This is a genomic window from Caulobacter flavus, assembly GCF_003722335.1.
Lineage (GTDB): Bacteria > Pseudomonadota > Alphaproteobacteria > Caulobacterales > Caulobacteraceae > Caulobacter > Caulobacter flavus.
Genome location: NZ_CP026100.1, coordinates 1,804,077 through 1,828,220 on the forward strand (window position 1 = coordinate 1,804,077; position 24,144 = coordinate 1,828,220).

At 68.3% G+C, this 24,144-nt stretch carries 20 protein-coding genes and 1 tRNA gene; 14 read left to right on the top strand and 7 right to left on the bottom strand.

Annotated elements, in window-relative coordinates; all coding sequences use genetic code 11:
- Positions 1 to 6: 6 nt before the first annotated feature.
- The gene (locus C1707_RS08460) at positions 7 to 4,428 is read right to left on the bottom strand and encodes an NACHT domain-containing protein (RefSeq protein ID WP_101714392.1); all 4,422 of its coding nucleotides are present in this window, start codon (positions 4,426 to 4,428) and stop codon (positions 7 to 9) included.
- A 434-nt stretch (positions 4,429 to 4,862) separates the two neighbouring features.
- Here C1707_RS08460 and C1707_RS08465 point away from each other — a divergent pair, with 434 nt between their 5' ends.
- Genes C1707_RS08465 through C1707_RS08485 form a run of 5 tightly spaced genes read left to right on the top strand, consistent with a single transcriptional unit; the run spans position 4,863 to position 10,188 of the window.
- A complete protein-coding gene (locus tag C1707_RS08465) occupies positions 4,863 to 5,039 on the top strand; it encodes a bacteriocin (RefSeq protein ID WP_123170735.1) in 177 nt (58 codons plus the stop codon).
- Positions 5,040 to 5,096: 57 nt separating this feature from the next.
- Complete coding sequence (locus C1707_RS08470) at positions 5,097 to 6,224, top strand: MvdC/MvdD family ATP grasp protein (protein WP_101714393.1); 1,128 nt, start codon at positions 5,097 to 5,099, stop codon at positions 6,222 to 6,224.
- A gap of 12 nt (positions 6,225 to 6,236) precedes the next feature.
- On the top strand, positions 6,237 to 6,815 hold the full coding sequence (locus C1707_RS08475; RefSeq protein WP_101714394.1) for a hypothetical protein: 579 nt from the start codon (positions 6,237 to 6,239) through the stop codon (positions 6,813 to 6,815).
- Positions 6,816 to 6,817: 2 nt separating this feature from the next.
- Positions 6,818 to 8,053, top strand: coding sequence for an HlyD family secretion protein (locus C1707_RS08480; RefSeq protein ID WP_164467310.1), 1,236 nt, complete (start codon positions 6,818 to 6,820; stop codon positions 8,051 to 8,053).
- A complete protein-coding gene (locus tag C1707_RS08485) occupies positions 8,053 to 10,188 on the top strand; it encodes a peptidase domain-containing ABC transporter (RefSeq protein ID WP_101714396.1) in 2,136 nt (711 codons plus the stop codon). Before C1707_RS08480 ends, C1707_RS08485 begins: the two co-directional genes overlap by 1 nt.
- Before the next feature lie 398 nt (positions 10,189 to 10,586).
- Here the strand turns inward: C1707_RS08485 and C1707_RS08490 are convergent.
- From C1707_RS08490 to hemC, 5 genes are all read right to left on the bottom strand, one after another.
- Positions 10,587 to 10,662, bottom strand: a tRNA-Thr gene (locus C1707_RS08490).
- A gap of 40 nt (positions 10,663 to 10,702) precedes the next feature.
- Positions 10,703 to 12,271 (bottom strand): heme biosynthesis HemY N-terminal domain-containing protein, encoded by a 1,569-nt coding sequence (locus C1707_RS08495; protein ID WP_101714397.1) that lies wholly within the window; start codon positions 12,269 to 12,271, stop codon positions 10,703 to 10,705.
- On the bottom strand, positions 12,268 to 13,191 hold the full coding sequence (locus C1707_RS08500) for a COG4223 family protein (protein WP_101714427.1): 924 nt from the start codon (positions 13,189 to 13,191) through the stop codon (positions 12,268 to 12,270). The genes C1707_RS08495 and C1707_RS08500 overlap by 4 nt, the downstream gene beginning before the upstream one ends.
- A gap of 44 nt (positions 13,192 to 13,235) precedes the next feature.
- A complete protein-coding gene (locus tag C1707_RS08505; RefSeq protein ID WP_101714398.1) occupies positions 13,236 to 13,943 on the bottom strand; it encodes a uroporphyrinogen-III synthase in 708 nt (235 codons plus the stop codon).
- Complete coding sequence (gene hemC / locus C1707_RS08510; RefSeq protein ID WP_101714399.1) at positions 13,940 to 14,908, bottom strand: hydroxymethylbilane synthase; 969 nt, start codon at positions 14,906 to 14,908, stop codon at positions 13,940 to 13,942. The genes C1707_RS08505 and hemC overlap by 4 nt, the downstream gene beginning before the upstream one ends.
- Positions 14,909 to 14,979: 71 nt before the next feature.
- On the opposite strand from hemC, the gene tsaD reads away from it, so the two are divergent.
- From tsaD to C1707_RS08545, 7 genes are all read left to right on the top strand, one after another.
- On the top strand, positions 14,980 to 16,098 hold the full coding sequence (gene tsaD, locus C1707_RS08515; protein WP_101714400.1) for a tRNA (adenosine(37)-N6)-threonylcarbamoyltransferase complex transferase subunit TsaD: 1,119 nt from the start codon (positions 14,980 to 14,982) through the stop codon (positions 16,096 to 16,098).
- Positions 16,095 to 17,087, top strand: a complete 993-nt coding sequence (locus tag C1707_RS08520; protein WP_101714401.1) for an NAD(P)H-dependent glycerol-3-phosphate dehydrogenase — start codon at positions 16,095 to 16,097, stop codon at positions 17,085 to 17,087. The genes tsaD and C1707_RS08520 overlap by 4 nt, the downstream gene beginning before the upstream one ends.
- A 162-nt stretch (positions 17,088 to 17,249) precedes the next feature.
- A complete protein-coding gene (locus C1707_RS08525; RefSeq protein WP_101714402.1) occupies positions 17,250 to 17,531 on the top strand; it encodes a YciI family protein in 282 nt (93 codons plus the stop codon).
- 18 nt (positions 17,532 to 17,549) lie between these two features.
- Positions 17,550 to 17,906: a Rieske (2Fe-2S) protein gene (locus C1707_RS08530; protein ID WP_101714403.1), complete on the top strand. Its 357-nt coding sequence runs from the start codon at positions 17,550 to 17,552 to the stop codon at positions 17,904 to 17,906.
- Positions 17,907 to 17,963: 57 nt separating this feature from the next.
- The gene (locus tag C1707_RS08535) at positions 17,964 to 18,755 is read left to right on the top strand and encodes a class I SAM-dependent methyltransferase (protein WP_101714404.1); all 792 of its coding nucleotides are present in this window, start codon (positions 17,964 to 17,966) and stop codon (positions 18,753 to 18,755) included.
- A 4-nt stretch (positions 18,756 to 18,759) separates the two neighbouring features.
- Entirely contained in the window at positions 18,760 to 19,155 is a 396-nt protein-coding gene (locus C1707_RS08540) for a hypothetical protein (RefSeq protein WP_240633893.1), read from the top strand.
- Between the two features lie 61 nt (positions 19,156 to 19,216).
- Positions 19,217 to 20,179, top strand: coding sequence for a KpsF/GutQ family sugar-phosphate isomerase (locus C1707_RS08545; RefSeq protein WP_101714406.1), 963 nt, complete (start codon positions 19,217 to 19,219; stop codon positions 20,177 to 20,179).
- Positions 20,180 to 20,348: 169 nt separating this feature from the next.
- Here C1707_RS08545 and C1707_RS08550 read toward each other — a convergent pair whose 3' ends face one another.
- Entirely contained in the window at positions 20,349 to 21,098 is a 750-nt protein-coding gene (locus C1707_RS08550) for a creatininase family protein (RefSeq protein WP_101714407.1), read from the bottom strand.
- Positions 21,099 to 21,312: 214 nt separating this feature from the next.
- On the opposite strand from C1707_RS08550, the gene C1707_RS08555 reads away from it, so the two are divergent.
- Both C1707_RS08555 and adh read left to right on the top strand, forming a co-directional pair.
- The gene (locus C1707_RS08555; protein WP_101714408.1) at positions 21,313 to 22,248 is read left to right on the top strand and encodes a GAF domain-containing protein; all 936 of its coding nucleotides are present in this window, start codon (positions 21,313 to 21,315) and stop codon (positions 22,246 to 22,248) included.
- Positions 22,249 to 22,546: 298 nt separating this feature from the next.
- A complete protein-coding gene (adh, locus tag C1707_RS08560; protein ID WP_101714409.1) occupies positions 22,547 to 24,067 on the top strand; it encodes an aldehyde dehydrogenase in 1,521 nt (506 codons plus the stop codon).
- The last annotated feature ends 77 nt before the right edge of the window (positions 24,068 to 24,144 follow it).

A 24,144-nucleotide genomic window follows, 5' to 3' on the forward strand; every position in this document is an offset into this window, starting at 1 on the left:
CTCCGGCTAGTCGTGCGGAAGCACGTCGCGGCAGGGGTTGCTGTGCAGCAGGAGCTTGTCCCGCGTCTTTTCCGCCGCCTTGGCGATGCGATTGCGCTCTTCGGCGTCGCCGTTCAGCCACTGGGCGCGCCAACTATCCCACGGATGGGGGAACTTGCGTTCCTTGAGCCATCTAAAAGCCCGCCTATCCGCGATACCCCGGAAGAGCAGGTAGGCGCCGAAGGCCGTGACCTCGTCGTTGGCTTCCACAGCCGTCAATGCCCAGTGCTTGGCGTAGCCGGCCTTTTCATTGCTGGCTCGTGCGTCAGTCTGGACCTGATTGAGCCAACCAGGTCCAAGATCCGGTATCAATGGCGCATCCCACAGGGCCTGAGCGTGCTGGTCGGCGTGCATGAAGCCGGCGATGGTCACGGCAAACGCCCGCCGATAGGGATTGGGATCGGCCAGCCGTGTTTCGACGAACGCTGCGAGTTCAGCGCCGTGGCCGTTGAATTCGAGCGCCCGGACCGCGGCTATCAAGGCGGTATCTGACGACACATGCTCGAGCATCTCGATCCGTAGCGTGTCGAACGGGGCGCCGGTGGGCAGCCTCGCTGGAAAGAAGTCAACTGTGTCAGAGGTGCCGAACCTCTGGGTCGCCATTGTCTCCCGCCAGATTTTCGCGACGAGTTCGGGGGCGCTAGCGGCTGCGACACGGGCCAGAGGCCAGACGGGGTTGTCGCTGAAGCTATGGATGATCTCGTTGCGGGTGCGCGCCTCACCCCAGGCCTTATCGAGGAGCGCCACGATCCTCTCGTGGTGCTCGGCGAACAGTTTCCTCAGCGCCTCCGGCTGGCCGTTGTACCGCCAGAACTCTCCGCCGAACGAGCGGCTGCGTGGCGGGGCCAGGAGCTCGGCCTCCAAACGCGCCAACCAGTGCTCCCCAGCTTGCGGTGCGAGCCCTGGCCGGTCGTTGTAGATCTTCGCCAAGACTAGCGTGTCGACCCTGTCCAGGAGCGGAGCGAGTTGGTCGTCGGCGAGGAGGACGAACAGGGAGGAGCCTAGGAACCTTTGCGGCTGAACATCGACCGTCCGGCTCGTCCACTCTTGGTCCCGCAGCACCTGAGCCATCTCTTCACTGCCAAGGTAGTGCGCCAGGCGAAAAACCCGAGAAAGCTGCTCTCCGGTCCCCGTCCGCATTGCCGCGCGCCAGTTCAGGCGCGGGATATTCGCGGGCTTGCCGAAGCGGTCGATGACATCGGTCGCGAGCCATAGATTTGCCCAGACCGCATCGTTGGGGCGCTCGAAGTCCAGCCCAGCAAGTAGCGCGGTCTTCTCTGGGTCAGACGGCGTCGACAGCAGGGTCCCGCGAACGTCCGGCCAGATCTTGCCGGATGGATCGGTCTGCAGAAGTCGCATCTGCAGCGGGAAGGGGCGCTCGGCCATTCGCAAGGCGAGGCGGTCCTGCAGTTGATCTCGCCGAAGGCCGGCACGCTCTCCCGCCGTTGTGCGCGAGGCGCGACGGCGTTGAGTAATGCCGAGGACGGGCGAGAAGCGCGTGGCCAACTTCAGGCGTACGGCAACGTCGGTACTGGGGTCCGCCAGGACGCGATCGACCAAGGCCAGTGTTTCCTTGGGCGCCCAGCGTAGGGCCGCGCCGACCGCGTCGTCCTCGAAGTCGATAAGATCCAGGCCCTCCTCAGGCTGGACACGCGATAGAAGCCCTTTAAGCCAAACAACGAGGTCGGGGTCAGGTTCAATGTCTGGAACCACGGCCTGCTTGGCCAAGTCTCCGAGTATCAGCCACATTTTCCCGGGCCTGGCGCCTGTAGTGGTCAATCGGCGGTCTTGGCGAACGAGCCATTCGTCCGATCGGCGGATCGGACGCGCCCTGCGGCTGTAGCTCGAAGCCGCAAGCTCGGCGTCGGCCGGGTTTCCTGTGGCCTTAAGCAAAAGGGATGCTGCGCGCCGGGAGATCTTGTCCCCTCGCGCAATCAGTCCCCTAGCGATCTGACCGAGGCTGGTGGAAGCCACCGCCCAGTCCTCGGTATTGCCCCGGATTGTCGCCTCGACGACTTGGCGGTGATCGCTGCTCAGGCTCATCGCGCTGCTGATCGCCCAGGCCCCCAGGGCTGGCGCAAACGGGGCCTTGGGCGTGTAGGCCAAGACCCGCAGTGCGATCAGAGGGGGCGGAAAGACGTCTTCCTTTCGTTCTTGCCCAATCAGATCGCACCAGCCCGCCTGGCCAAGGCGACGAAGGGCGCCGACCCGTCTTATCTGTCGCCTGCGTCCGGATTCGTAAAAGCGTCGGGAGCCAGCGTTTCCGGCTAAGCTTTTGCCGGGAAGCGGAACCGACGCCAGCCATCTGAAGACAGTGCGCTCGACGAGATCGCGGTGGTTGGGGTGGTCAAGCCAGAGGTGGGCCACGCCCCACTCCAGCAGCCAGTCATTGCTTCGTCCGCCGTGCCGCTCACACAAGGACAGGAAGAGATTGGGTCTGAAAGCATGGATCCTACGCCAAAAATCTTCGGCGGCGTCAGACCGGAAAGGCCGGGCGCGCCAGAGGTCCAGGATCACTTCCAAGGTCTCGTCGCGCACGCGGTCTGCGTCGAGCACCAAGCCGGCCGCGCAGGCGCGCAGCATCCGTTCGGTCAGGTCGTCCGCGCCCCAAGGTTCGAGGAACGCCTGGACGGTCGATCGAATTTCCTCGACGGGCTGGTTGCGGACGATCTGGGCTAGGGCCAGGCCGACGGCCGGCGGCAGCATGTCGTCCGCGAAGGTCAGGCTCAACGGATCGTTTTGGTCCGCCGCGCACCAACCGCCGTCGATCAGCTCACTAAGGACGCCGTCCATGTCGAGCCGGTCCGGGCCGGTGAGCGTGATCGCTCGGTTGGTGACTTCGGCGTGGGTGATGGAGAGAGCGTTTTGGCGAAGGGCTGCCTCTCGGGCTTTCCGCGCGAGGCCGCGAATAAGCTCGGAAAACTGCTCGGGATTGAAAGGCGTTGCGCCGGCCTTCACTTCCCAGCGGTTCTTGTAGTCTTCGAAGAAAAGCAGCTCGCGGGTCACCCGCTTGAGATCCGGCAAGGTTTTGGCGAGGCGGGTAAGGTGGAACGCCGTGCGCGGATGTTTGGCTGACTCAAGAACGGGCTGGGCGAGGTGACCGACGTCGATGCCGCGTTGGGACAGGTAGTGATCGCGCTCCGGCGCCTCGAAGAGGTCGACGGGGAGGCGCTCGAGGTCGTCCTCCAGGCTCTTCTCTAAGGTCAGGCTGCGACGCCAGGCGTCCTCGCGACATGTCAGCAGGACCCTGAAAAGACCCTTCCAGCGCCGTTCGAGCACCGCCGAAAGCCACGATGGCCATGTGATCTTGAGCGCTTCGTCGAGGCCATCGACCAGGATCAGCACGGTGGGCTGGTCGGACGTGCCGGCACGGGCGCTGGCCCATTGCCCTAGACGGCGACGCCAGTATTCTTCCGGCGATTGAAGGCGAACACCCTGCTCTTGGCCGATGGCCTTCAGTGCGGCCACGACGGCGTCAAATGCGTCATCGTGCTTTTTGGCGTTATCCGCGCTGACGACGATCGGCAGGACGCTTATGTCTTCGGCCGCCGCCGAGAGCGCGGTGATCGCAGCCCAGGTCTTCCCCGCGCCCTCCTGACCGAGGAGCGCGCCGACCAGCTTCTGGCCCGCGATGAAATCGTTGATCGCGTTGGCTAGCTTGGGACGCTCGACCGGCGGGGCCTCGGAGAGATAGGCAGGCGATGGTCCTGCGAGGCGTCTAGCCGCGGCTGCGTCGTGGTGGATGGTCTTCAGCCGAGCGCAGGCGGCTTCGCGCGTGGCGCCAAAGCCGACGTCTGTGCGGTTGAGCTTCCGGAGCACAGCCCGCCACGAACTCTCGAAAAGTGGGTGCGCTCGAAGAGCATCTAGATCGACGCGGGCGCCTGGCGATTTCACGAAGTGGCCGGCGGCTTCGGGGTAGGCCGCGCAGAGGACGCCTAGATCTGGCAGCCCATGAGTTTCGTCCGCCCAGTCCAGGACGATCAGTCCGACACCCAAGCGTTCAGCGTGGCCTCGTAGGGCTTCGGCCTCCTTGCCTCGGAAAGGCTTGGTCGTCGCCAGGATCCAGGTGTCGAGGCCGACGAAGCTCTCGCAGGCGCGATCCATTTCGCCCCGAAGGCTTGTCTGGTCGAGCGACGACCCGGGGCCGTAGCGCTTGGACTGCATCGCCTGGCGGACTTGTCCGTCACCGTCGTCGATACCATCGATGCCGAGCTGGTCCCCTGAAGGCATCAGGCGGATCCGCTCGCCGGTGGCGTTGCCAATCAGCGCGGCCGACAATCCCTCAAATCCGCTCCTGGTCGCGGTGAGGCTCAGAAGGTTCGCATGCAAACTAGCGTAGGCGATGACCTCGCCCTTGGCCGGTGCGTTATCGAGCGAGGTATCTGTCATTGGCGTAGGCGACGAACCTGACGATTCGTGTTCGTGGAACCTGTGACGATACCACCCCATGGCGAAGGTCAGGGAAAGCCTACATTCGCTTCCGATCCGCGACGTGATCTCCCGGCTCCTGGTCCTCTCGTCCTTGTTCTAGCTGCGCGTCGGACGGTGTGCTGCGCGCCGCGTGGTAGCGCGTGATCGCTTTGCGGATAGCTGTTTGCGCTGTGTTTTGAGCTCATCACAGTTGAGCCGGGACCGTCTACCGGACGGTGAACGCCCGGTCGAAGCTGAGCGCGACAAGGTGACGATCAAAAAATTCCCATTCATCAAATCAACTCATAGGGGTGTATTGACTCTTCCTCTACTAAGAATCCAGGTTGTGTTGGCGCAATATGCAACCGCTTTTGCGCAGAGGGGGATACGCCCCGATCAATCGGAGGTAGCGCATGCAAGTCGAAAAAGACGCTCAGGGCGAAGTGCGGATCCTGGGCCGGACGCTCGGCCGCGAACTGTCGAACGAAGAACTGCAACAGGTCGCCGGCGGCGAACTGCCCACCATCAGCAAGACCGCCGGCTCGGACTCGCATCCGGGCACCTGCACGCGCGAGGCGGACTGCGACTGAGTACGCTTAGAGGGGCGTGGTGAAGGCCACGCCCCGTTCTGAGTTCAGGGGGAGTGGATGTCAGTTCTTATCGCGTCCCTGCCGGGAGATGCGCATGGCCTTTCGGTGAAGTGGGCGCTCGGGCAGAAAGACGCCCTCGTAGATCTCATCTGTTGGAGCGACTACCCGCAGAAGCACGCGAGCAGCTTTTCCATTGCAAATGGGCTGCCCTGCCAAATGTCCCTCGCACGCGAGGGGCGAGCTCTGGATCTCGACGCCGTCACGTCGCTGTGGTCACACCGCACGCTCAAAGCGACGCCGCCCTCCTCGATCCATCGGGCCGATCACCCGCCCATTCTTGACAGCGCCGAGCACTATTTCCGAGGCATGACGGCTCGGTTGGAAGGGCAGGCCTTTGCAGTCAATCCGAGCGCGGCCAAATGGCGATACGACAACAAGCTCAACCAGTTGTCGGTGGCTCAAGCGTGTGGTCTTCGTTTCCCGGCGACGCTTATTTCGAACGATTTCGACGACGTACAGGCGTTCATCGCAGCGCACGGCGGCTGTATAACCAAGCCCTTGAAATTCATGATCTGGGATTGCGGGGCTTATGACGTCTCGCTGTTCACCACCGTGCTGAAAAGCCTTGAGGGGGTGAACCGGTTGTCCATCGAAGCCTGCCCTATGATCTATCAAGAGCGGATTGAGAAGCGCTGTGAGTACCGCATTGTCGTCTTTGGCCGAGAAGTCGTCTGCGTAGAGCTAGACTCCCAGGCGGATCCCAATGGCGCCGAGGATTGGCGGGCGATCGACTACCACGCCCTTCCCGCACGCGTCGTTGCGCCACCGCCTGGCTTGGTTGACCGCCTCTTTGACTTCATGCAGCGCTGCGGTTTTGTCTGTGGCTCGTTCGACTTCGCGCTCAGCCCAGATGGTGAACTTGTCTTCTTCGAGTTCAACGAGACAGGGCAGTTCCTATGGCTGGAGGAGCTCTGCCCAGATGCTCCGTTCCTGGACATATTCGCTGAGTTTCTGCTGAGCGCCCGCCCGGACTTTCGTTACCGGCAAATTGGCGCGCCATGCCGGTTCGAGTCTTGGCTGAAGGACTTCCCCAGCCACGCCGCTGAGGCTCGGACGATCCACGTACCGACGAACTTGGACAAGCGATTTCCGGAGGCGCCTCGCGCTACGGATCTGGTGCTCTAGGAAAGAACAGAGATGAAATCCCTGGCCCTTGCGATCGCCATCGCCGCCCTGACCTGTGGAACAGCCTGGTGCGCCCCCGAGCGAGCCGATTGCTCCATAACCCCTCAAGACCTCCAGTCGAACTTGTCTCTGTCATTCGCCGAGTTCGATCAAGACGGCGTCACGGCGACTACGGCCCGCGCCCTGGGCGATCGCAAATGCGACGCCGCGGCGGCGCAGGCGACGGAACACTACCTCGCCTACCGGCCCGATCTCTCGGCATCTGAAATCAACATCCTGACGTGGCACTTGGCCCAGTATCTTGCCGCCGCGGGAGACGAGAGGACCGCCGCCAAGGTGATGCTGGCCGCCCGGCGCCCTCCCGCAAATCCGCCCGAGAGCGACGGCTTCGAATGGAATACCTATGTTGTTGGCAGTTGGGCGTTTCTGATCAAGGACCGGCAGGCTCTCGAGGCGGCCACCAGCCGCCTTTCGGCCGCGCCCGGCGTGCGAAATGGCATGAACGCCAAAGTTCTGCGTCGCTTTTCAAAGTGTTTCGACCGGTCCTACATCGAAGCCTATGACAGCGTTTCCTGCGAACCGGGTTCGTAGGCTTGTCGCTGTTTCGCCCCGAAGCCCTTGCTGACAGCCGCCACCGGATCAAGGGGCGAGTGGTGCTGGTAAGCCCGCCTTCGCTGACCCTCCTGTCGGCCTTGGCGGCTCTGATCGTTGTCGCCTGTGGTGGCTTTCTGGTCTTGGCGGACTACTCGCGTCGAGAGACCGTCGGCGGGGTTGTCAGCCCTGTAGGCGGCCTTGCGAAGGTTGTCGCATCCGCGGGTGGGACGATTGACGCGCTTTATGTCGCCGAAGGGCAGGATGTTGTCGCCGGTCAAGTCATCGCCGTCATTCGGACTGCGCCGGTTTTGGCCTCCGGTGATACGGCGAAAACCCTGTTGACCGGCGTTTCTCAGGAAGGCGAGGCCGAGGCGGCCCGTCACGCGGCCGCGCTTCAACTGGTGAGCGACGAGCGCATAAGGCTCGATAGGAAAGGCGCGGGCCTGGAGCGAGCGATCCACGAAGCTCGCGCACGCATAACCAACCAAGGCGAGCAGGTGACGCTGGCGAAGGCCGAGCTGAAACGTGGTGAAGAGATCGCTGCGCGCGGCTTTCTCACACGCAGAGAGCTGGATTCACGTCGGGCCTCTCTACTGGCTACAGAGGCGCGGTTGAGCGAGCTGAAGATGGAGCTTTTCGCGCTTCAGCGGGAGAGGTCCGATGTGACCATGCAGCTGCAGAGCTTGGCGAGCCAGCAGCGTGATCTGAATGCTCAAAGCCAGGCGTCAAAGGCCTTGCTGGCGCAAAAGCAAACTGAGCTCGCCATGCGATCGACCTACAACGTCGTCGCTCCGATTGCGGGCCGGATCGCGGCGCTCCCGATAAACGGGGGGCAGTACCTCGCCCCAGGCGCGACCGTGGCCGCCCTGAACCCAAAGGGCTCAATGTTGGAAGCCCAGCTCTATCTGCCGTCGAAGGCGGTAGGGTTCGTCAAGCCGGGGCAGCCGGTTGAGCTGAAGTACCAGTCTTTCCCAGATGAAAAACATGGCCCTGGGCGCGGAGTGGTCGTGGCTGTAGCCCAGACCGCATTGTCCTCTGATGAGCTTGCTCCGCTGGGGGCAGCGCCCGCGGAGCCGAGCTTCAGGGCGCGCGTCAAGCTGCTCGACGACCACGTGGCGGCGTACGGCCGCCGCGAACCCCTTCGACCAGGCATGTTGCTGACGGCGGATATCATAGTTGATCGCCGTTCTCTGGCTGAGTGGCTCCTAGACCCTATCCATGCGGCGGATCATTGATGGGCGGGCTCGACGGTCTCAACTTCGCACGCAAACGTCGGCTGCCTGTGATCCTCGCAGCAGAGGTTGCCGAATGCGGCTTGGCTTGTTTGGCCATGGTGGCGCGTTGGCACGGTCACGACGTCGATCTTGGCGGACTGCGTCAGCGCGTGTCGGTGTCCATGGCTGGAATGACCTTACGCGACCTGACACAGGCCGCCGACGGCCTGAACCTTTCTGCGCGGTCGATACGCATCGAACTGCATGAAGCTGGACAGCTGATGTTGCCGGCGGTGCTGCACTGGAACTTCAATCATTTCGTGGTTCTCAAGTCCGTGCGCGCTGACGGCTTTACTATCCACGATCCAGCGCTAGGTGAGCGGCGCGTTTCCTTGGAGGCGGCTTCTGAGAGCTTTACCGGGGTGGCTGTCGAGTTCTACCCGCGGGCGGGAACGGAACGCCTCACCGTTCGTGGCCAAGTCTCGCTTCGCAGCCTGTTTTCTTCGGTCGTGGGTATGCGACGCGCCCTACTGCAGGTGATCGGCCTGTCGGCAGCGCTGCAGCTGATGATTTTCGCTGCGCCGTTCCAGCTGCAATTGGTCATCGACGAGGCCCTGTTGCGGCACGACCACGAGCTTTTGCTCGTCCTAGGCGCGTCATTCGGCGCGCTCGTGCTTTTCACTGCCGCGGTTGAAAGTCTAAGGGCCTGGAGCCTCAAGCTCTTTGGGCTCCAAGCATCCTTCCAGCTGGTCGGCAACCTCGTCGGACATCTGCTGCGCCTGCCTTTGCCATGGTTCGAAAAGCGCCACACCGGGGACGTGATGTCCCGTATCGGTTCTGCGAACACTTTGCAGGACTCACTGACCCGAGGGGTAGTGGAGGCGCTGCTGGACGGCGTCATGGCCGTGGCGGCAGGGGCGATCCTGTTTGTCTACTCACCGGCGTTGGCGATGGTCGTGGTGGTGTCGGTCGCATTGCTCGCGGCGGTGAACCTATTCCTCTATCCGGCCATTCGCCGCAGGAGCGAGGAGCGGATTTCTGCTTCCGCGCGCGAGCAGTCGCACATGATCGAGAGTCTGCGCGCGGCGACGCCGCTGAGGGTGATGGGGCGGGAGGCAGAACGTGAGGGCGAATGGCGAAATCTCTACGCTGATGTCGTCAATGCCTGGGCTTCGATAGGGAAGTATGAGGTCGGCCAAGGCGTCGCCCGAACGGCGATCATGGGTCTTCAGACCGTATTTGTCGTTGTTCTTGGCGCCCAGATGATCATGGAGGCGAGCGGCTTTTCGGTAGGAATGCTCTTTGCCTTCCTCGCCTTTAGGCAGATTTTCAGCGATCGGGCCGTGGGCCTGATCGACCAAGGTGTTCAGTTTCAACTGTTGGCGCTCCACCTGGACCGCTTGGGGGATATCGTCCGGCAAGAGCCAGAAACCTGCGAGGTTTCGACCGAGCTTAAGGTCAGGGGCGGCGTGGATCTGCGGGGTGTTTCTTTCCGCTACGGTTCATCCGAACCCTATGTGCTGAGCGGCATTAATTTGGAAGTTCAGCCCGGCGAATTTGTCGCGATCACCGGCCCCTCCGGCGGCGGCAAAACCACACTTCTCAAGCTGCTGCTGGGGCTTCATGCGCCGACATCCGGCAGTGTTAGTCTCGAAGGACTTCCTGCAACACCGGGTGCTTGGCGCCGCTGGCGCCAAGCCGTGGGATTGGTCGCACAAGACGACCTGCTCCTGGCCGGCACGATTGCTTCGAATATCGCCTTCTTCGACCCTGATCTGGATATGGAGCAGGTGCGCTGGGCTGCTGGCCAAGCTCGGATCCACGACGACATTGTGCAGATGCCGATGCAGTATCTGTCGCTCGTTGGAGATATGGGGAGCGCGCTTTCCGGCGGGCAGCGCCAACGCGTTCTTCTTGCCACGGCGCTCTATCGTAATCCAACCATTCTCTTCCTCGACGAAGGCACCGCTAATCTGGATCCGGACTCAGAGGTCGCAATCGCGGATGTGATCGCCCAGATGCCCGTCACGCGTATCGTCGTTGCGCACCGACCGGCGCTCATCGAGCGCGCTGATCGCATCATCAAAGTCGATGGCGCCACTTTGCTCGAGATCACGAAATCAAGAGTGAAGGCGACCGTTAGATCCAGCTTCTAACGACCGCGCGGCCATCATCATCCATTCCGCTGCACATTCGGGGCGCTTCAGCAGCTTCGGCCTATTCGTCCACGCCGAACATGTGCCCGAAGAATGCGGCGTTGCCCAATCCGAGGTGGAGATCGCTGGAATGCAGGCGGTTAGCGGCGTTCACGATGTGATACGCGGCCTATGAGGCCTTTCGGCTGGCCCCGAGGTTCGATCGCTACAGGAGTGCTGATTCAGGACTGCCGTCTGTGCGCCTGGTGGGGCAGCGCGTGCGCGTCTGCACGCTAACTGGCGCGCGGATACCCCACAGCACGCTTCCAAACTGCTTCCAAACCGCTTCCAAGTCGCCCGCAAACGTCGTTGGAAGCACCTTTGCCCGGGAAAATGATCAATGATTTCAAGGGCTTGGGTGGTGCCGCCTAGGTGACTCGAACACCTGACCTACGCATTACGAATGCGCCGCTCTACCGGCTGAGCTAAGGCGGCCCACGGCGCGTCGGCAGAATCGCCGGGCGCGAGGAGCGGCCTATTTAGCGGGGCGCGGGCCGCTTGCCAAGCGTCGTCGTGCGCCCGTGTTGCGACGAGGCGCCGGAGCGGGTCCCGGGGCGTCGGGCGAGGGCGGGTCGTCGAGCGCGCCGGGGTCGTCGAGACCCGGGTGGTCGAGGAACGGGATCAGGGCGCCGCCGGTCTCGGCCGCGTGCACGAAGGCGGTGGATTCGGCCAAGGTCGACTGGGCGTAGGCCGAGGGCAGCTGGGGCAGGTCGCTCATCGCGGCCTCGCGGCGCTCGAAGCGCGGATGGATCAGCTCGCCGGTCTCGGCGTAGCTGGCGGCCAGGCGCGCCCAGTCCTCGCGGCCGTAGGCGAAGGCCTGGCCCTCGGGGTCCAGATCGCTCCAGTCGGCTTCCTGCGGGGCGGCGACGCCGCGGGCGACCCAGGCGCGGGCCTCGTCGGGCTCGGCGTTGGCGAAGGCGACGCGGGCCATCAGGCCGGCGACGCGGGCCGAGGGGGCGGCCTCTTCCGGCAGCAGGCGGGCGGCGGCGCGGGCGGCGGCGGGATCGCCGCCGATCAGAGCGCTCTCGACCTTGAGGATGCGGCTCTCGCGGGCCTCGGGCTTCAGCTGCGCCAGGGCGGCCAGGCGGGCGGCGCGGGCCTTGGGCGTCTCGCTGGTCTTCAGGTCGCGATAGGCCAGCCACAGGGCCGGGTGCGGCGCGCTCTTCCAGGCGGCCTCGATCAGCGCGCCGGCCTTGGCGGCCTTGCCGTCGGCGGCCAGCAGGCGGGCGGCCATGACCACGCCGGGGGCGAAGTCGGGTTTCAGCTTCACCGACTGCAGGGCGAAGTCGAGGGCCTGGTTCAGCGCCTTGGGATCGTCGCTCTCCTCCAGGCTGGCCGCGGAGGCGGCGAGAAGCGCGGCGCGGGCGCGCTCGGCCACCGCCGGCGAGACGATCTTGCGTTCTTGGCCGCCCTGGACGAGCTGCAGGGCCGCGGCCCAGTCGCCGGCCTCCAGGCGGGCTTCCAGCAGGGCGCGCCAGGCCCACAGGGCCGAGCGGGCCAGGCCGTAGGCGGTCTCGGCGTGCTTCAGGGAGAGACCGCGGTCGCCCTCGGCCAGGGCCAGCTGCATCAGGCCGCGCAGGCCGGCCAGGCGCATCTCGGGAAAGCCCAGCATGGCGTTCCAGGCCTGTCGCGCCGCGACGGTGTCGCCGGCGGCCTCGGCGGCCTGGGCGGCCAGCACGCGGACTAGGCCCGGGGCGTCGTCGGTCAGGTCGGCCGCCTTCTGGGCCAGGCGGCGGGCTTCGGAGCCGTCGCCGGCGGCGACCGCGAGGAAGCCGCGCGACAGGGCTTCGGTCGCCTGCTTGCGGCGGGCCTCGCCGCGGGCGCGGGCGGCGCGGCGGGGCGCCTCGATGATCCACAGCAGGCCGCGCCACAGGGCGGCGGCCACCAGGGCCAGCAGCAGGGTCGACAGGGCGGCGGCGGCGGCCGTCATCTCGACCCGCCAGCCCAGCCACTCCAGGCTGGCCGCGCCCGGCTCGCCGGTCAGCGAGACGACGACTACGGCGATCACCGCGATCAGGACGAGGGCGAGGAGCGCGCGGATCATTGCCCGCCCTCGGAAGCGCCAGCGGGGGGCGGACCGGCCAGTCGGGCGCTTTCCTGGGCGCGCGAGACCTGCATCAGGCCGGCCAGGGCCTCGTCGCGGACGGCGGCGACCAGGCGGTCGATCTCGGCCCGGCGCTCGGCCTCGGCCCGCCAGGCGGCGAGCACGGGGCGGGCGCTGGGCGGCAGGGCGTCGAGGGCGCGCAGGGCGCCGGTCAGGTCGCCGGCGTCGAGCCGGGCCTGGGCGCGGGCCAGCACGGCGTCGGGACCGCTGCCGGCGGTGGAGCCGACCTGACGAATGGTGACGACGCGGGACAGGGCGTGCTGCAGCTTGGCCAGGGCGCCGGCGTCGGGACCCGGTTCGTGGGCGGCGACCGAGGCGCGGCCGGCCAGGTCGTCGAAGCCGGCGGCCAGACCCGCGACGGTCGGGGCGCCCTGGCGCGCCAGGCGTTCTAGGGCGCGCACCTCCGACGACGGCGGCAGGACCCGCTCGAGCGCGGCGACCGCGTCGGCGAACGGCTCGCCCCCTTGCGAGGCTTCCGCCAGGCTGGCGGCGGCCAGGGCCGCGCCGGCGGCGTCCAGCGTGCGGCGCTGGCCCGACTCGAGCAGGGCGATGCGGGCCTCCAGCCGACCGACCTCGGCGGAGGGCGACGGGGCGGGCGGAGCGGCGACCAGCGGAGCGTCGACGGCGGGCGCGGCGAAGCCGGCGGCGACCGGCTGCTGGGCCGGCGGCGCGGCCTCGGGCGCGGCGTCCTTGTCGCTGAACCAGGTCGGGCCGAAGCGCGCGATGGCGACGCCCGCGCCGACGCAGGCGAGGCACAGCACGATCATCACCCAGAACATCGGGCCCAGAAGGGGCTTGCGGGCATAGAGGGCCGGGTCGCTGGGGGCGGCGATCTCGGCGGGGTCAGGGGCGGCGCTCATGGCGTCCATTCGTGCCCCACGCGCGATTTGGGTGCAACTTCGCCTTAGGGCGAGAGCAGGTCGAACAACGCTGTTTCGCGGGGGCGCGGCGCGGCGGCCACAGGCCCCAGCCGTCCGTCGGCGGACAGCCCCGCCAGCGGCGCGGCCACGGCCGGCGACAGGCACAGGGCCCGCAGGCCTGGCGCGGGGCGTTCGGCCAGCAGAGCGGCCAGGGCCCGGGCGGCCTTGGGCGAGTGCAGCAGCACGGCGGAAAGGGCGTGCAGCGCCGCCAGGGTCTCGGCTCCCGGCGCGCGGGCGACGCTTTCGTAGACGGCGACCGGGCGCGCCTCGATCCCCACGCGCCGCAGCGGCGAGACGAGGTCGCCGGCCGGCTCGGCGGCGGCCGGGTGCAGCACCGCGCCCGCGAAGGCGCCGCGTCGCGCCACGATCAGGGCGGCCAGGTCGGCGACGTCGCCCTCGGCCGATTCGACGTGGGAGAAGCCGGCCTCGGCGGCGAGGTCGGCGGTCGCGGCGCCCACCGCGAACACCGGCAGGCCGCGCGCGCTGCTGCCCCGGGCGAAGGCGGCGACGCCGTTGCGGCTGGTGAAGGCCAGGGCCCCGACGCCGGCGAGATCCGCCGACCACGGCAGGTCGCGAACTTCGATCAGCGGGTCGATCAGCGGTTTGAAGCCGAGCGCTTGGAGGCGCGCGGCCGTGGCCTCGGCGCCGGGTCGGGCGCGGGTGATCCAGACGCGGGGCGCGTCCGCCGTCATTCCGTCGGCGCGATGATGGCGTCGCCGCCCTCGGCCTTGACCTCGGCGCCGAGCGCCAGGCCCAGCGACAGGGCCTGGCCGGCGTCGTCGTCGCCGGTCAGGGTCACCGCGCCCTCGCGGCGCACCCGCAGGGCGCCGTCGGGGCTCAGGGCCTCGACCAGCAGGGTCAGGCGGGCGCCGTCCAGGCGTCCGTAGGCGCCGACGGCCGTGCGGCACGAGCCTTCCAGGGCGTAGAGCGCGCCGCGCTCGGCGGCCACGGCGATGGTGGTGGGCCGGCAGCGGATCGCTTCCAGCCAGGGGGCGTCGACGTCCTCGGCCCGGCTTTCGATGGCCAGGGCGCCCTGGCCTGGGGCGGGCGGGGCGGCCAGCGGGTCGAGCCAGCTCTGCGGAATGTGGCCCATGCCCAGGCGGTTGAGGCCCGACTGGGCCAGCAGGATGGCGTCGGCCTCGCCGCGCTCCAGCTTGGCCAGGCGGGTGTCGACATTGCCGCGCAGCATGACGACGTCGAGGTCGGGACGCACGTGCAGGGCCTGGGCCTGGCGGCGCAAGGATGCGGTGCCCAGGCGCGCGCCATGGGGCAGGTCCTCCAGTCGCTGGGCGACCTTGCTGATGAAGGCGTCGCGGGGGTCTTCCCGCTCGGGCGTGGCGGCCAGGACGAGGCCCGGCGGCAGCTCGGCCGGCATGTCCTTGAGCGAATGCACAGCGCAGTCGATGCGGCCGTCGAGCAGGGCCTCCTCGATCTCCTTGGTGAACAGGCCCTTGCCGCCGATCTCCATCAGCCGGCGGTCCTGGATGCGGTCGCCGCTGGTGACGATCGGGATCAGCTGGGCGTAGCTGGCGATCTCCTCGGGGCCGGCATCCAGCGGCGCGCCGAGGGCGTGGGCGATCCGCGCCTGCATGTGGCCGGACTGGGCGAGCGACAGCTTGGAGCCGCGCGCGCCGATGCGGATGGGTTGCCGGGACACGGTCGGGACGTTACCTGCATGCGAAAGACAAGCCTTCGCTGCTACAGGAGCGGCGGGAACCCCGCAACAGCATGACAGCCCTTACGAAGTCTGGCCTTACGAAGTCTGGCCTTACGATCCTTGGTCTCGAGACCAGCTGCGACGAGACCGCCGCCTCGGTGGTGCGGCGCGGCGCGGACGGCCGCGTCGAGGTGCTGTCGTCGATCGTCGGCACCCAGTTCGAGCAGCACGCGCCGTTCGGCGGCGTGGTGCCCGAGATCGCCGCCCGCGCCCATGTCGAGGTCATCGACAGCGTCGCCGCGCAGGCCATGCGCGCGGCCGGCATCGGCTACGACGCGCTGGACGGCGTGGCGGCCACGGCCGGGCCTGGCCTGGTCGGCGGGGTGATGGTCGGCCTGGCGTTCGGCAAGGCGGTGGCGCTGGCCCGCGACCTGCCGCTGGTGGCGGTCAATCACCTTGAAGGCCACGCGGTCTCGGCCCGGCTGGGCGCGGAGGTGGCCTATCCGTTCCTGCTGCTGCTGGTGTCCGGCGGGCATTGCCAGCTCCTGGAAGTCGGCGGCGTGGGCGCCTGCAAGCGCCTGGGCACCACCATCGACGACGCGGCCGGCGAGGCCTTCGACAAGATCGCCAAGAGCCTGGGGCTGCCCTATCCGGGCGGCCCGGCTCTGGAAAAGCTGGCCCAGGCGGGCGACGCTTCGAAGTACGAGCTGCCGCGCGCCCTGCTGGGTCGCAAGGACTGCGACTTCTCGTTCTCGGGCCTGAAGACCGCGGCGGCCCGCATCGCCGCTGCCCTGACCACCGACCAGGAACGCGCGGACCTAGCCGCCGCGGTACAGTTCGCCATCGCCCGCCAGCTGTCCGAGCGCACCGACCGGGCCATGAAGCTCTATGCCGCCGATCACCCGGCCGGCGAGCGCCGCTTCGTCGTCGCCGGCGGTGTGGCCGCCAACGGCGCGGTGCGCGCGGCCTTGCTGAAGGTGTGCCAGGACAACGGCTTCACGTTCGACGCCCCGCCGCTGGCCTACTGCACCGACAACGCCGCCATGATCGCCCTGGCCGGGGCCGAGCGCCTGGCGGCGGGCATTTCCGACGATCTGGACGCCGTGGCGCGTCCCCGCTGGCCCCTCGACGAGGCCGCGGCGTTATCCAATCCGAGCAACAGTTTCGGTCGCAAGGGAGCCAAGGCATGACCTTCAAGCACGCGGGCGTCGTCGGCGCCGGGGCCTGGGGCACGGCCCTGGCCCAGGTCGCGGCCAGGGCCGGCCTCAAGGTCACCCTGCAGGCCCGCGAGCCGGAAGTCGTGGCTTCGATCGCCGAGCGGCGCGAGAACACGATGTTCCTGCCGGGCGTGGCGCTGGAGCCTGCGATCACCGCCGTGCCGGACATGGCCGGCCTGGCGTCCTGCGACCTGATCCTGGCCGTGCCGCCGGCCCAGCACCTGCGCTCGGCCATGGCCGCCCTGGCGCCGCACCTCAAGCCCGGCGTCCCGGTGGTGCTGTGCTCCAAGGGCGTCGAGCAGGGCTCGCTGAAGCTGATGACCGAGGTGGCGGCCGAGGCCCTGCCGGGCGTGGCCATCGCCGTGCTGTCGGGTCCGAGCTTCGCCGGCGAGGTCGCCCGCGGCCTGCCCGCCGCCGCCACCCTGGCCTGCGAGAACGAGGCCCTGGGCAAGGCGATCGTCGAGGCCATCGCCATCCCGACCTTCCGCCCCTACTGGGCCGCCGACGTGATCGGGGCCGAGGCCGGCGGGGCGGTCAAGAACGTGCTGGCCATCGCCTGCGGCATATCCGAGGGCAAGGGCCTGGGCCGCAACGCCCACGCCGCCCTGATCACCCGGGGCTTCGCCGAGCTGACCCGACTGGCCGTGGCCGCCGGCGGCAAGGCCGAGACGGTCGCTGGCCTGTGCGGCCTGGGCGACCTCGTCTTGACCTGCTCGTCCAGCCAGTCGCGCAACATGAGCGTGGGCCTGGCGCTGGGCGCGGGCCAGACCCTGGAGCAGGCCCTGGCCGGCAAGGTCTCGGTGGCCGAAGGCGTCGCCTCGGCCCCGGCCGTCCGCGCCCTGGCCCGACGCTTAAGCGTCGAGACCCCGATCTGCGAAGCCGTCGCCGCCATCCTGGCCGGCGAGGTCGACGTCGACAGCGCCATCCTCGGCCTGCTCTCGCGCCCGCTGAAGGCGGAGTAGCCGAACCAGATCCTCCCCCTCTGGGGGAGGTGTCGGCGAAGCCGACGGAGGGGGGCCGTTTTCAGCTTCCCGCGCGTCGGACGGCGTCGCAACCACATCCCCCTCCGGCCCTTCGGGCCGCCTCCCCCAGAGGGGGAGGATCTTTAGGAAGGACCTCCGCCCATGCCGCTCTACGCCATCGTCTGCAAGGACAAGCCCGGCGCCCTCGAGACCCGCCTGGCCGTGCGCCCCAAGCACCTGGAATACCTGGCCCAGTCGGCCAACCTGAAGATCGCCGGCGCCCTGCTGGACGACGCAGGCAATCCGATCGGCTCGATCCTGGTGGTCGAGGCCGACGACAAGTCGGTGGCCCAGGCCCAGGCCGACAACGACCCCTACACCGCCGCCGGGATCTTCGAGAGCGTCGAGATCAACCCGTGGCGCCTGGCCGTCGGCTCGATCTAGGCCCGCCCGACGCTGAACATGGACGACAATCCCGCCCGCCCAGCGCCCGGCCAGGCGATCTGCGCCCTGGCCGAAATCCCCGAGCCGGGCGCGGCGGGCTTTCGATACCGCGAGGGGGAGGCGATGTTCGCCGGCTTCGTCGTCCGCAAGGACGGCGGGGTGTTCGGCTATGTCGACTCCTGTCCGCACGCCGGCTGGCCGCTGGCCGGGTTCAACGGCCGCTTTCTCACCCGCGAGAACGACCTGATCCTGTGCGCCGGCCACGCGGCCCTGTTCCGCATCGCCGACGGGGCCTGCGTGGCGGGGCCGTGCGGCGGCAAGTTCCTGACCGTCTGGCCGATAAGGGTCGAGGACGGGCAGGTCTTCGCGGCCTGACCCTTCCTTAACCGATGGTCGGCTAGTCTCCCTCGACCTTGAGAGGAGCGCGCCGCCATGGCCGACGGATCGAACCCCGCTTTCGACGCCGAACTGACCGACGCCGTCGACGCTCGCGGCGCCGGCGCCAAGCTGCGCTCGCTGGGCAAGATCAATCCGCGCCTGGCCCCGCAGCTGGCCCGCACCATGCTGGCCAAGACCCGCGACAACGACAGCGCGCCGGCCTTCGCCGCCTACAGCGAGGCCAAGGGCTTCGAGTTCACCTCGGCCTGGGCCGCCAACAACATTCCCTTCGTCGCCCCGCTGCTGCGCGACTTCATGGCCAAGCGCCCGGCCGGCGGCCGCAAGGTGCGCTACATGGAGATCGGCGCCTACGAGGGCCGGAACCTGGCCTTCATGGACTGGATGTTCCCCGACCGCCTGGACGTGACGGTGATCGATCCCTGGTTCGACGAGGGCCTGAACCCGGAAGAGAAGTACCACGCGGTCGAGCCGCGCTTTCACCGCAACATGGCCCGCACCACCTTCGGCCAGGTGGCGACGCACAAGGGGTTCTCGACCTACGAGCTGCCCAAGATGCTGCAGGCCGGCGAGACGTTCGACCTGATCTATGTCGACGGCAGCCACACGGCGCTGGCGGTGATGATCGACCTGTGCTGCTGCGCCAGCCTGCTGGAGGTGGGCGGCATGATGGTGCTGGACGACTACTGGCACGACATCAGCGAGATCGGCGGGCCGGGCGTGAAGCAGGCGGTCGACCACTTCCACGCCGCCTTCGGCCGCTATTTCGAGGTCGCCGCGGTCTACCGCCAGGTGGCCCTGGTCAAGACGGCCGAGATCCCCCGCTAGGGTGATGGGCGCGCGGGACCTCCAGGCCCTCGAAGCCTGCGACGACGCCAGCGAGCGCAACGCCCTGGCCCTGCGCCTGGCCGATGCGCGCACGCCGGGCCTCGAAGCCGTGCTGGCGCGGCTGATCGTGCGCCCGGACCTTGCGAACAATCGCGGCACGCTGGTCCATGCTCTGGCCATGCTGGACTGCGCCCCGCACCTGGGGCTGCTGGTCGACCTGGCGATCGCGGGCGGGTTCGAGGTCGCGCACGAGGCGTTCTCGGGACTGAACGGGATCGACCACGTCGAGGGCGAGGCGGTCCGCCAGGGCTTCGTGCGCCTGCAGGCCGCCCGCGCCGCCCGACCGGCCGAGGATTGGCGACGCGACCTGCTCGACGATCTCGCCGAGCTCTTCGAGTAGGCGCCGCCCTCGCTCAACCGCGCGGGGCCTGTTATGGGCTGCGCACGGAGTTTCTGACCACATGACCGATACGATTTCCGACGCCGTGGCCGTGGGCCGCCGGGTGCTGAGCATCGAGGCCCAGGCCCTGACCCAGATGGCCGACGAGCTGGGCGAGGCCTTCGCGCGCGCCGTCCAGGTGATGCACGACGCCAAGGGGCGCATCGTCTGCACCGGCATGGGCAAGTCGGGCCACGTGGCGCGCAAGATCGCCGCCACCCTGGCCTCGACCGGCAGCCAGGCGATGTTCGTCCACCCCGCCGAGGCCAGCCACGGGGACCTGGGCATGATCGGTCCCGACGACGTGGTGCTGGCCCTGTCGAAGTCGGGCGAGGCCCGCGAGCTGGCCGACACCCTGGCCTACTGCAAGCGTTTCTCGATCCCGCTGATCGCCATTACGGCGGTGGCGACCAGCCAGTTGGGCAAGGCCGGCGACGTGCTGCTGCTGCTGCCCGACGCGCCGGAGGCCACGGCGGAGGTCAACGCCCCGACCACCTCGACCACCCTGCAGATCGCCCTGGGCGACGCCCTGGCCGTGGCCCTGCTGGAGAGCCGCGGCTTCACCGCCAGCGATTTCCGCGTCTTCCATCCGGGCGGCAAGCTGGGCGCGGTGCTGCGCACGGCGGCCGACCTGATGCACGGCGGCGACGAGCTGCCGCTGGTGGGCGAGGGCGCGCCGATGAGCGAGGCCCTGCTGGTGATGAGCCAGAAGCGCTTCGGCGCGGTGGGCGTCACCGACGCGGCCGGCGCCCTGATCGGCCTGATCACCGACGGCGACCTGCGCCGCCACATGGACGGCCTGATGGGCCATACCGCCGGCGAGGTGATGACCAGGGACCCCCGCGTCATCGGCCCCCACGCCCTGGCCGCCGAGGCGCTGAAGGTGATGAACGAGCGCCGGATCACCGTGCTGTTCGTCGTCGAGGCCGGCCAGCCGGTGGGCGTGCTGCACGTTCACGACCTGCTGCGGGCGGGGGTGATCTGAGGCGCTCACCCCAAGCTCCCGTCATTCCCGCCCTTGTGGCGGGAAACCCTGGTTCCGCTGCCGCGTGAGGCGCCAGCGGCGTGCCTCGCACGCCGCCACATCCGTCCTTGCGGCTGACAGAGGGGTTCCCGCCACAAGGGCGGGAATGACGGGATGAAGGAAAGGCGCCCTAAACCCGCGCCTCGCCGGCGAACGCCGCCAGGTCCTTGATCAGCGACACGACGGCCTGCTTGACCAGTTCGCCGCCCTTCTCGGGGGTGGCCAGGGCGGGATCCGAGCCCATGCGGCCGTCGGCGTAGCGCGCGCGGAAGTCCAGGGCCTCGCGGATCGGGCCGGTCGGGGCGATCCTGGGTTCGTACTCGGCCGTCTTGATGCTGTCTGGATAGCCCCACTGGGTCACGGCGATCTCCGACGGGGTGGCGTGGCTGCCGTGGCCGACCGGGAATTGGCGCATGGCCAGGGCGTTGACGCCGTCGAGGTCCCACCAGTTCTTAAGCTTCATGGCGAAGGGGCAGCGCTCCTTGCGGAAGCTGTACTCGGCGTAGATCTCCGAGAAGGCCGCCTCGATGGTGGCGACGTTGCCGCCGTGGCCGTTGAGGAAATAGATCTTCTCGAACCCGTGGGCGCCCAGCGAGCGGGTCCAGTCGCCGATGGCGGCCATGAAGGTCGACGGGCGCAGGAAGATGGTGCCTGGGAAGGCCAGGTGGTGCTGGGCCATGCCGACGTTGAAGGTCGGGGCCACCAGCACCTCGTCCGAGCGCTTGCTGGCCTCGTGGGCGATGATCTCGGGGCACAGCCAGTCGGTGCCCAGGAGGCCCGTGGGGCCGTGCTGCTCGTTGGAACCGATCGGCACGATCACCGTCTTCGAGCGCTGGAGGAAGGCTTCGATCTCGGGCCAGGTCGAGAGGGCGAGCAGCATGGCGGGTACTCCGGAAGGCGTCGGCGGCCGGCGTTGCGACCGGCTTCCCCAGCGCTTTACGCCCGAAGCCGTGCTTAGCCGACCCCCAAATTCCCCAAACGGCGTGCGCCGGATCGGGGCGCGCTCAATCCCCGCGTGCTTGCCCCGCGCCGTCTACCGCGCGCAAGGTGGCCGCCCGGCGTCATCCGAACGCGCGTCGGGGAGGAGACCGCCGATGGCCCAAGCCCACGCCCGGGACGTGCTGGCCGTGCTCGATGGCGCGGGGCCCGCCCTGTCGCCGGTGGCCGCCTCGTGGCGGCGCAGTCTCGTCCTGCACGGCCTGGATCCCGAGAACCGAAAGGCCCCCGACACCCTTTCCCAGCGCGAGCTCGCCGAAGTCCAGGAGCGCATGGGCGCCCTGCGCGCGGCGGCCTCCGACACGCTGGACGCCCTGTTCCAGGCGGTGGGCGCGCAGGGGTCCTGCGTGCTGCTGACCGACAGCGCCGGCGTGCCGGTCGACCGGCGGGGCGCGGCGGCCGACGACCCGGTGTTCCACCGCTGGGGCCTGTGGACCGGGGCGGTGTGGAGCGAGGCCCGCGAGGGCACCAACGGCATCGGCACCTGCATCGCCGAGCAGCGCACCCTGACCATCCACCGCGACCAGCACTTCCACACCCGTAACATCGGCCTTAGCTGCACCGTCGCGCCGCTGTTCGATCCGCAGGGGCGTCTGGCCGGGGCGCTGGACGTCTCGTCCTGCCGGCCGGGGCTGGACGGCATGACCGGCCTGATGGAGGCGGTGGTCAATGACGCCGCCCGCCGCATCGAGGCCAAGGCCTTCCGCGAGGCCTTCCCCGGCGCGCGGATCGTGCTGCTGGCCGACGGCCGCGCCGACCGCGCCTCGACCCCGATGCTGGCCGTCGACGCCGACGACGTGGTCATCGGCGCCACCCGCGCCGCCCGCCAGGCGCTGGAGCTGACCGACGACAAGCTGCGGCGCGGCCTGCCTTCGCCCGATCGCGGGGCCGACCTGGAAGACGCCGAGAGGGCCGCCGTGCGCCGGGCGTTGGGGGCGGCGGGCGGGAATGTGTCCGCAGCTGCGAGCGCGCTGGGCGTGAGCCGCGCGACCCTGCACCGTAAGATCAATCGGCTGGGACTGGGGCGGGGTTAAAAACCCTCTCTCTTTGAGAGAGGGCGGGGCCCTCCGCGAAGCGGTGGGAGGGTGAGAGGTTTCACCCTTGGCCGGAAGGTCTCGGCCTCGCGTTCCAACCCGAAAGTCTGAAACCCCTCACCCTCCCATGCTGCGCATAGGCCCCTCCCTCTCCCTCTGGGAGAGGTTGGATATGGCGCCCTACCTGTCGCAAACCTGAGACACCCCGCGCCGGTCTCCGCCGCGCCCCCGCTCCACCCCCATAATCCAGGCGCAACCTCCTCCCCATGACGCCGAACACGGCGCGTCGGAGGAAACCATGACCAAGCCAGAGTTCATCGACTCGCTGTCCCGCCCGCCGTTCAAGGCGCGCTACGACAACTTCATCGGCGGCCAGTGGGTCGCGCCGGCCGACGGCCGCTATTTCGACAACGCCTCGCCGATCACCGGCCGCAAGATCTGCGAGATCGCCCGCTCTCAGGCCGAGGATGTCGAGCGCGCCCTGGACGCCGCCCACGCCGCCAAGGACGCCTGGGGCAAGACCAGCGTCGCCGAGCGCTCGCGCATCCTGCTGAAGATCGCCGATCGCATGGAGGAGAACCTCGCGACCCTGGCCAACGCCGAGACCTGGGACAACGGCAAGCCGATCCGCGAGACCACGGCCGCCGACCTGCCGCTGGCCATCGACCACTTCCGCTATTTCGCCGGCTGCCTGCGCAGCCAGGAAGGCGCGATCTCCGAGATCGACCACGACACCATCGCCTACCACTTCCACGAGCCGCTGGGCGTGGTCGGCCAGATCATCCCGTGGAACTTCCCACTGCTGATGGCCTGCTGGAAGCTGGCCCCGGCCATCGCCGCCGGCAATTGCGTGGTGCTGAAGCCCGCCGAGCAGACCCCGGCCTCGATCATGGTGCTGTTCGAGCTGATCGGCGACCTGCTGCCTCCCGGCGTGGTCAACGTCGTCAACGGCTTTGGCCTCGAGGCCGGCAAGCCTCTCGCCTCCAGCCCGCGCATCGCCAAGATCGCCTTCACCGGAGAGACGTCGACCGGGCGGCTGATCATGCAGTACGCCAGCCAGAACCTGATCCCGGTGACGCTGGAGCTGGGCGGCAAGTCGCCCAACATCTTCTTCGCCGACGTGGCCGCCGAGGACGACGACTTCCTCGACAAGGCCCTGGAAGGCTTCGCCATGTTCGCCCTGAACCAGGGCGAGGTCTGCACCTGCCCCAGCCGCGCCTTGGTGCAGAAGTCGGTCTACGACCGGTTCATGGAAAAGGCGCTGAAGCGCGTGCAGGCGGTGGTGCAGGGCAATCCGCTGGATCCCGCCACCATGATCGGCGCCCAGGCCTCCGAGGAGCAGCTGAACAAGATCCTCGGCTACATGGACGTGGGCCGCAACGAGGGCGCCCGGCTGCTGACCGGCGGGTCGCGCACCGTGCTGCCGGGCCAGCTGGCCGACGGTTTCTATGTCGAGCCCACCGTGTTCGAGGGCCACAACAAGATGCGGATCTTCCAGGAGGAGATCTTCGGGCCGGTGCTGGCGGTGACCACCTTCGAGACCGAGGACGAGGCGCTGGAGATCGCCAACGACACCACCTTCGGCCTCGGCGCCGGGGTGTGGACCCGCGACGGCTCCCGCGCCTATCGCTTCGGGCGCGGCATCCAGGCCGGCCGGGTGTGGACCAACTGCTACCACGCCTATCCCGCCCACGCGGCCTTCGGCGGCTACAAGCAGTCGGGCGTGGGCCGCGAGACGCACAAGATGATGCTCGACCACTACCAGCAGACCAAGAACCTGCTGGTCAGCTACAGCGCCAAGGCGCTGGGCTTCTTCTGAGGCGGTATCCTCCCAACTCCCGTCATTCCCGCCCTTGTGGCGGGAACCTCTCTATCCGCCGCAGGTGCAGAAGGGGC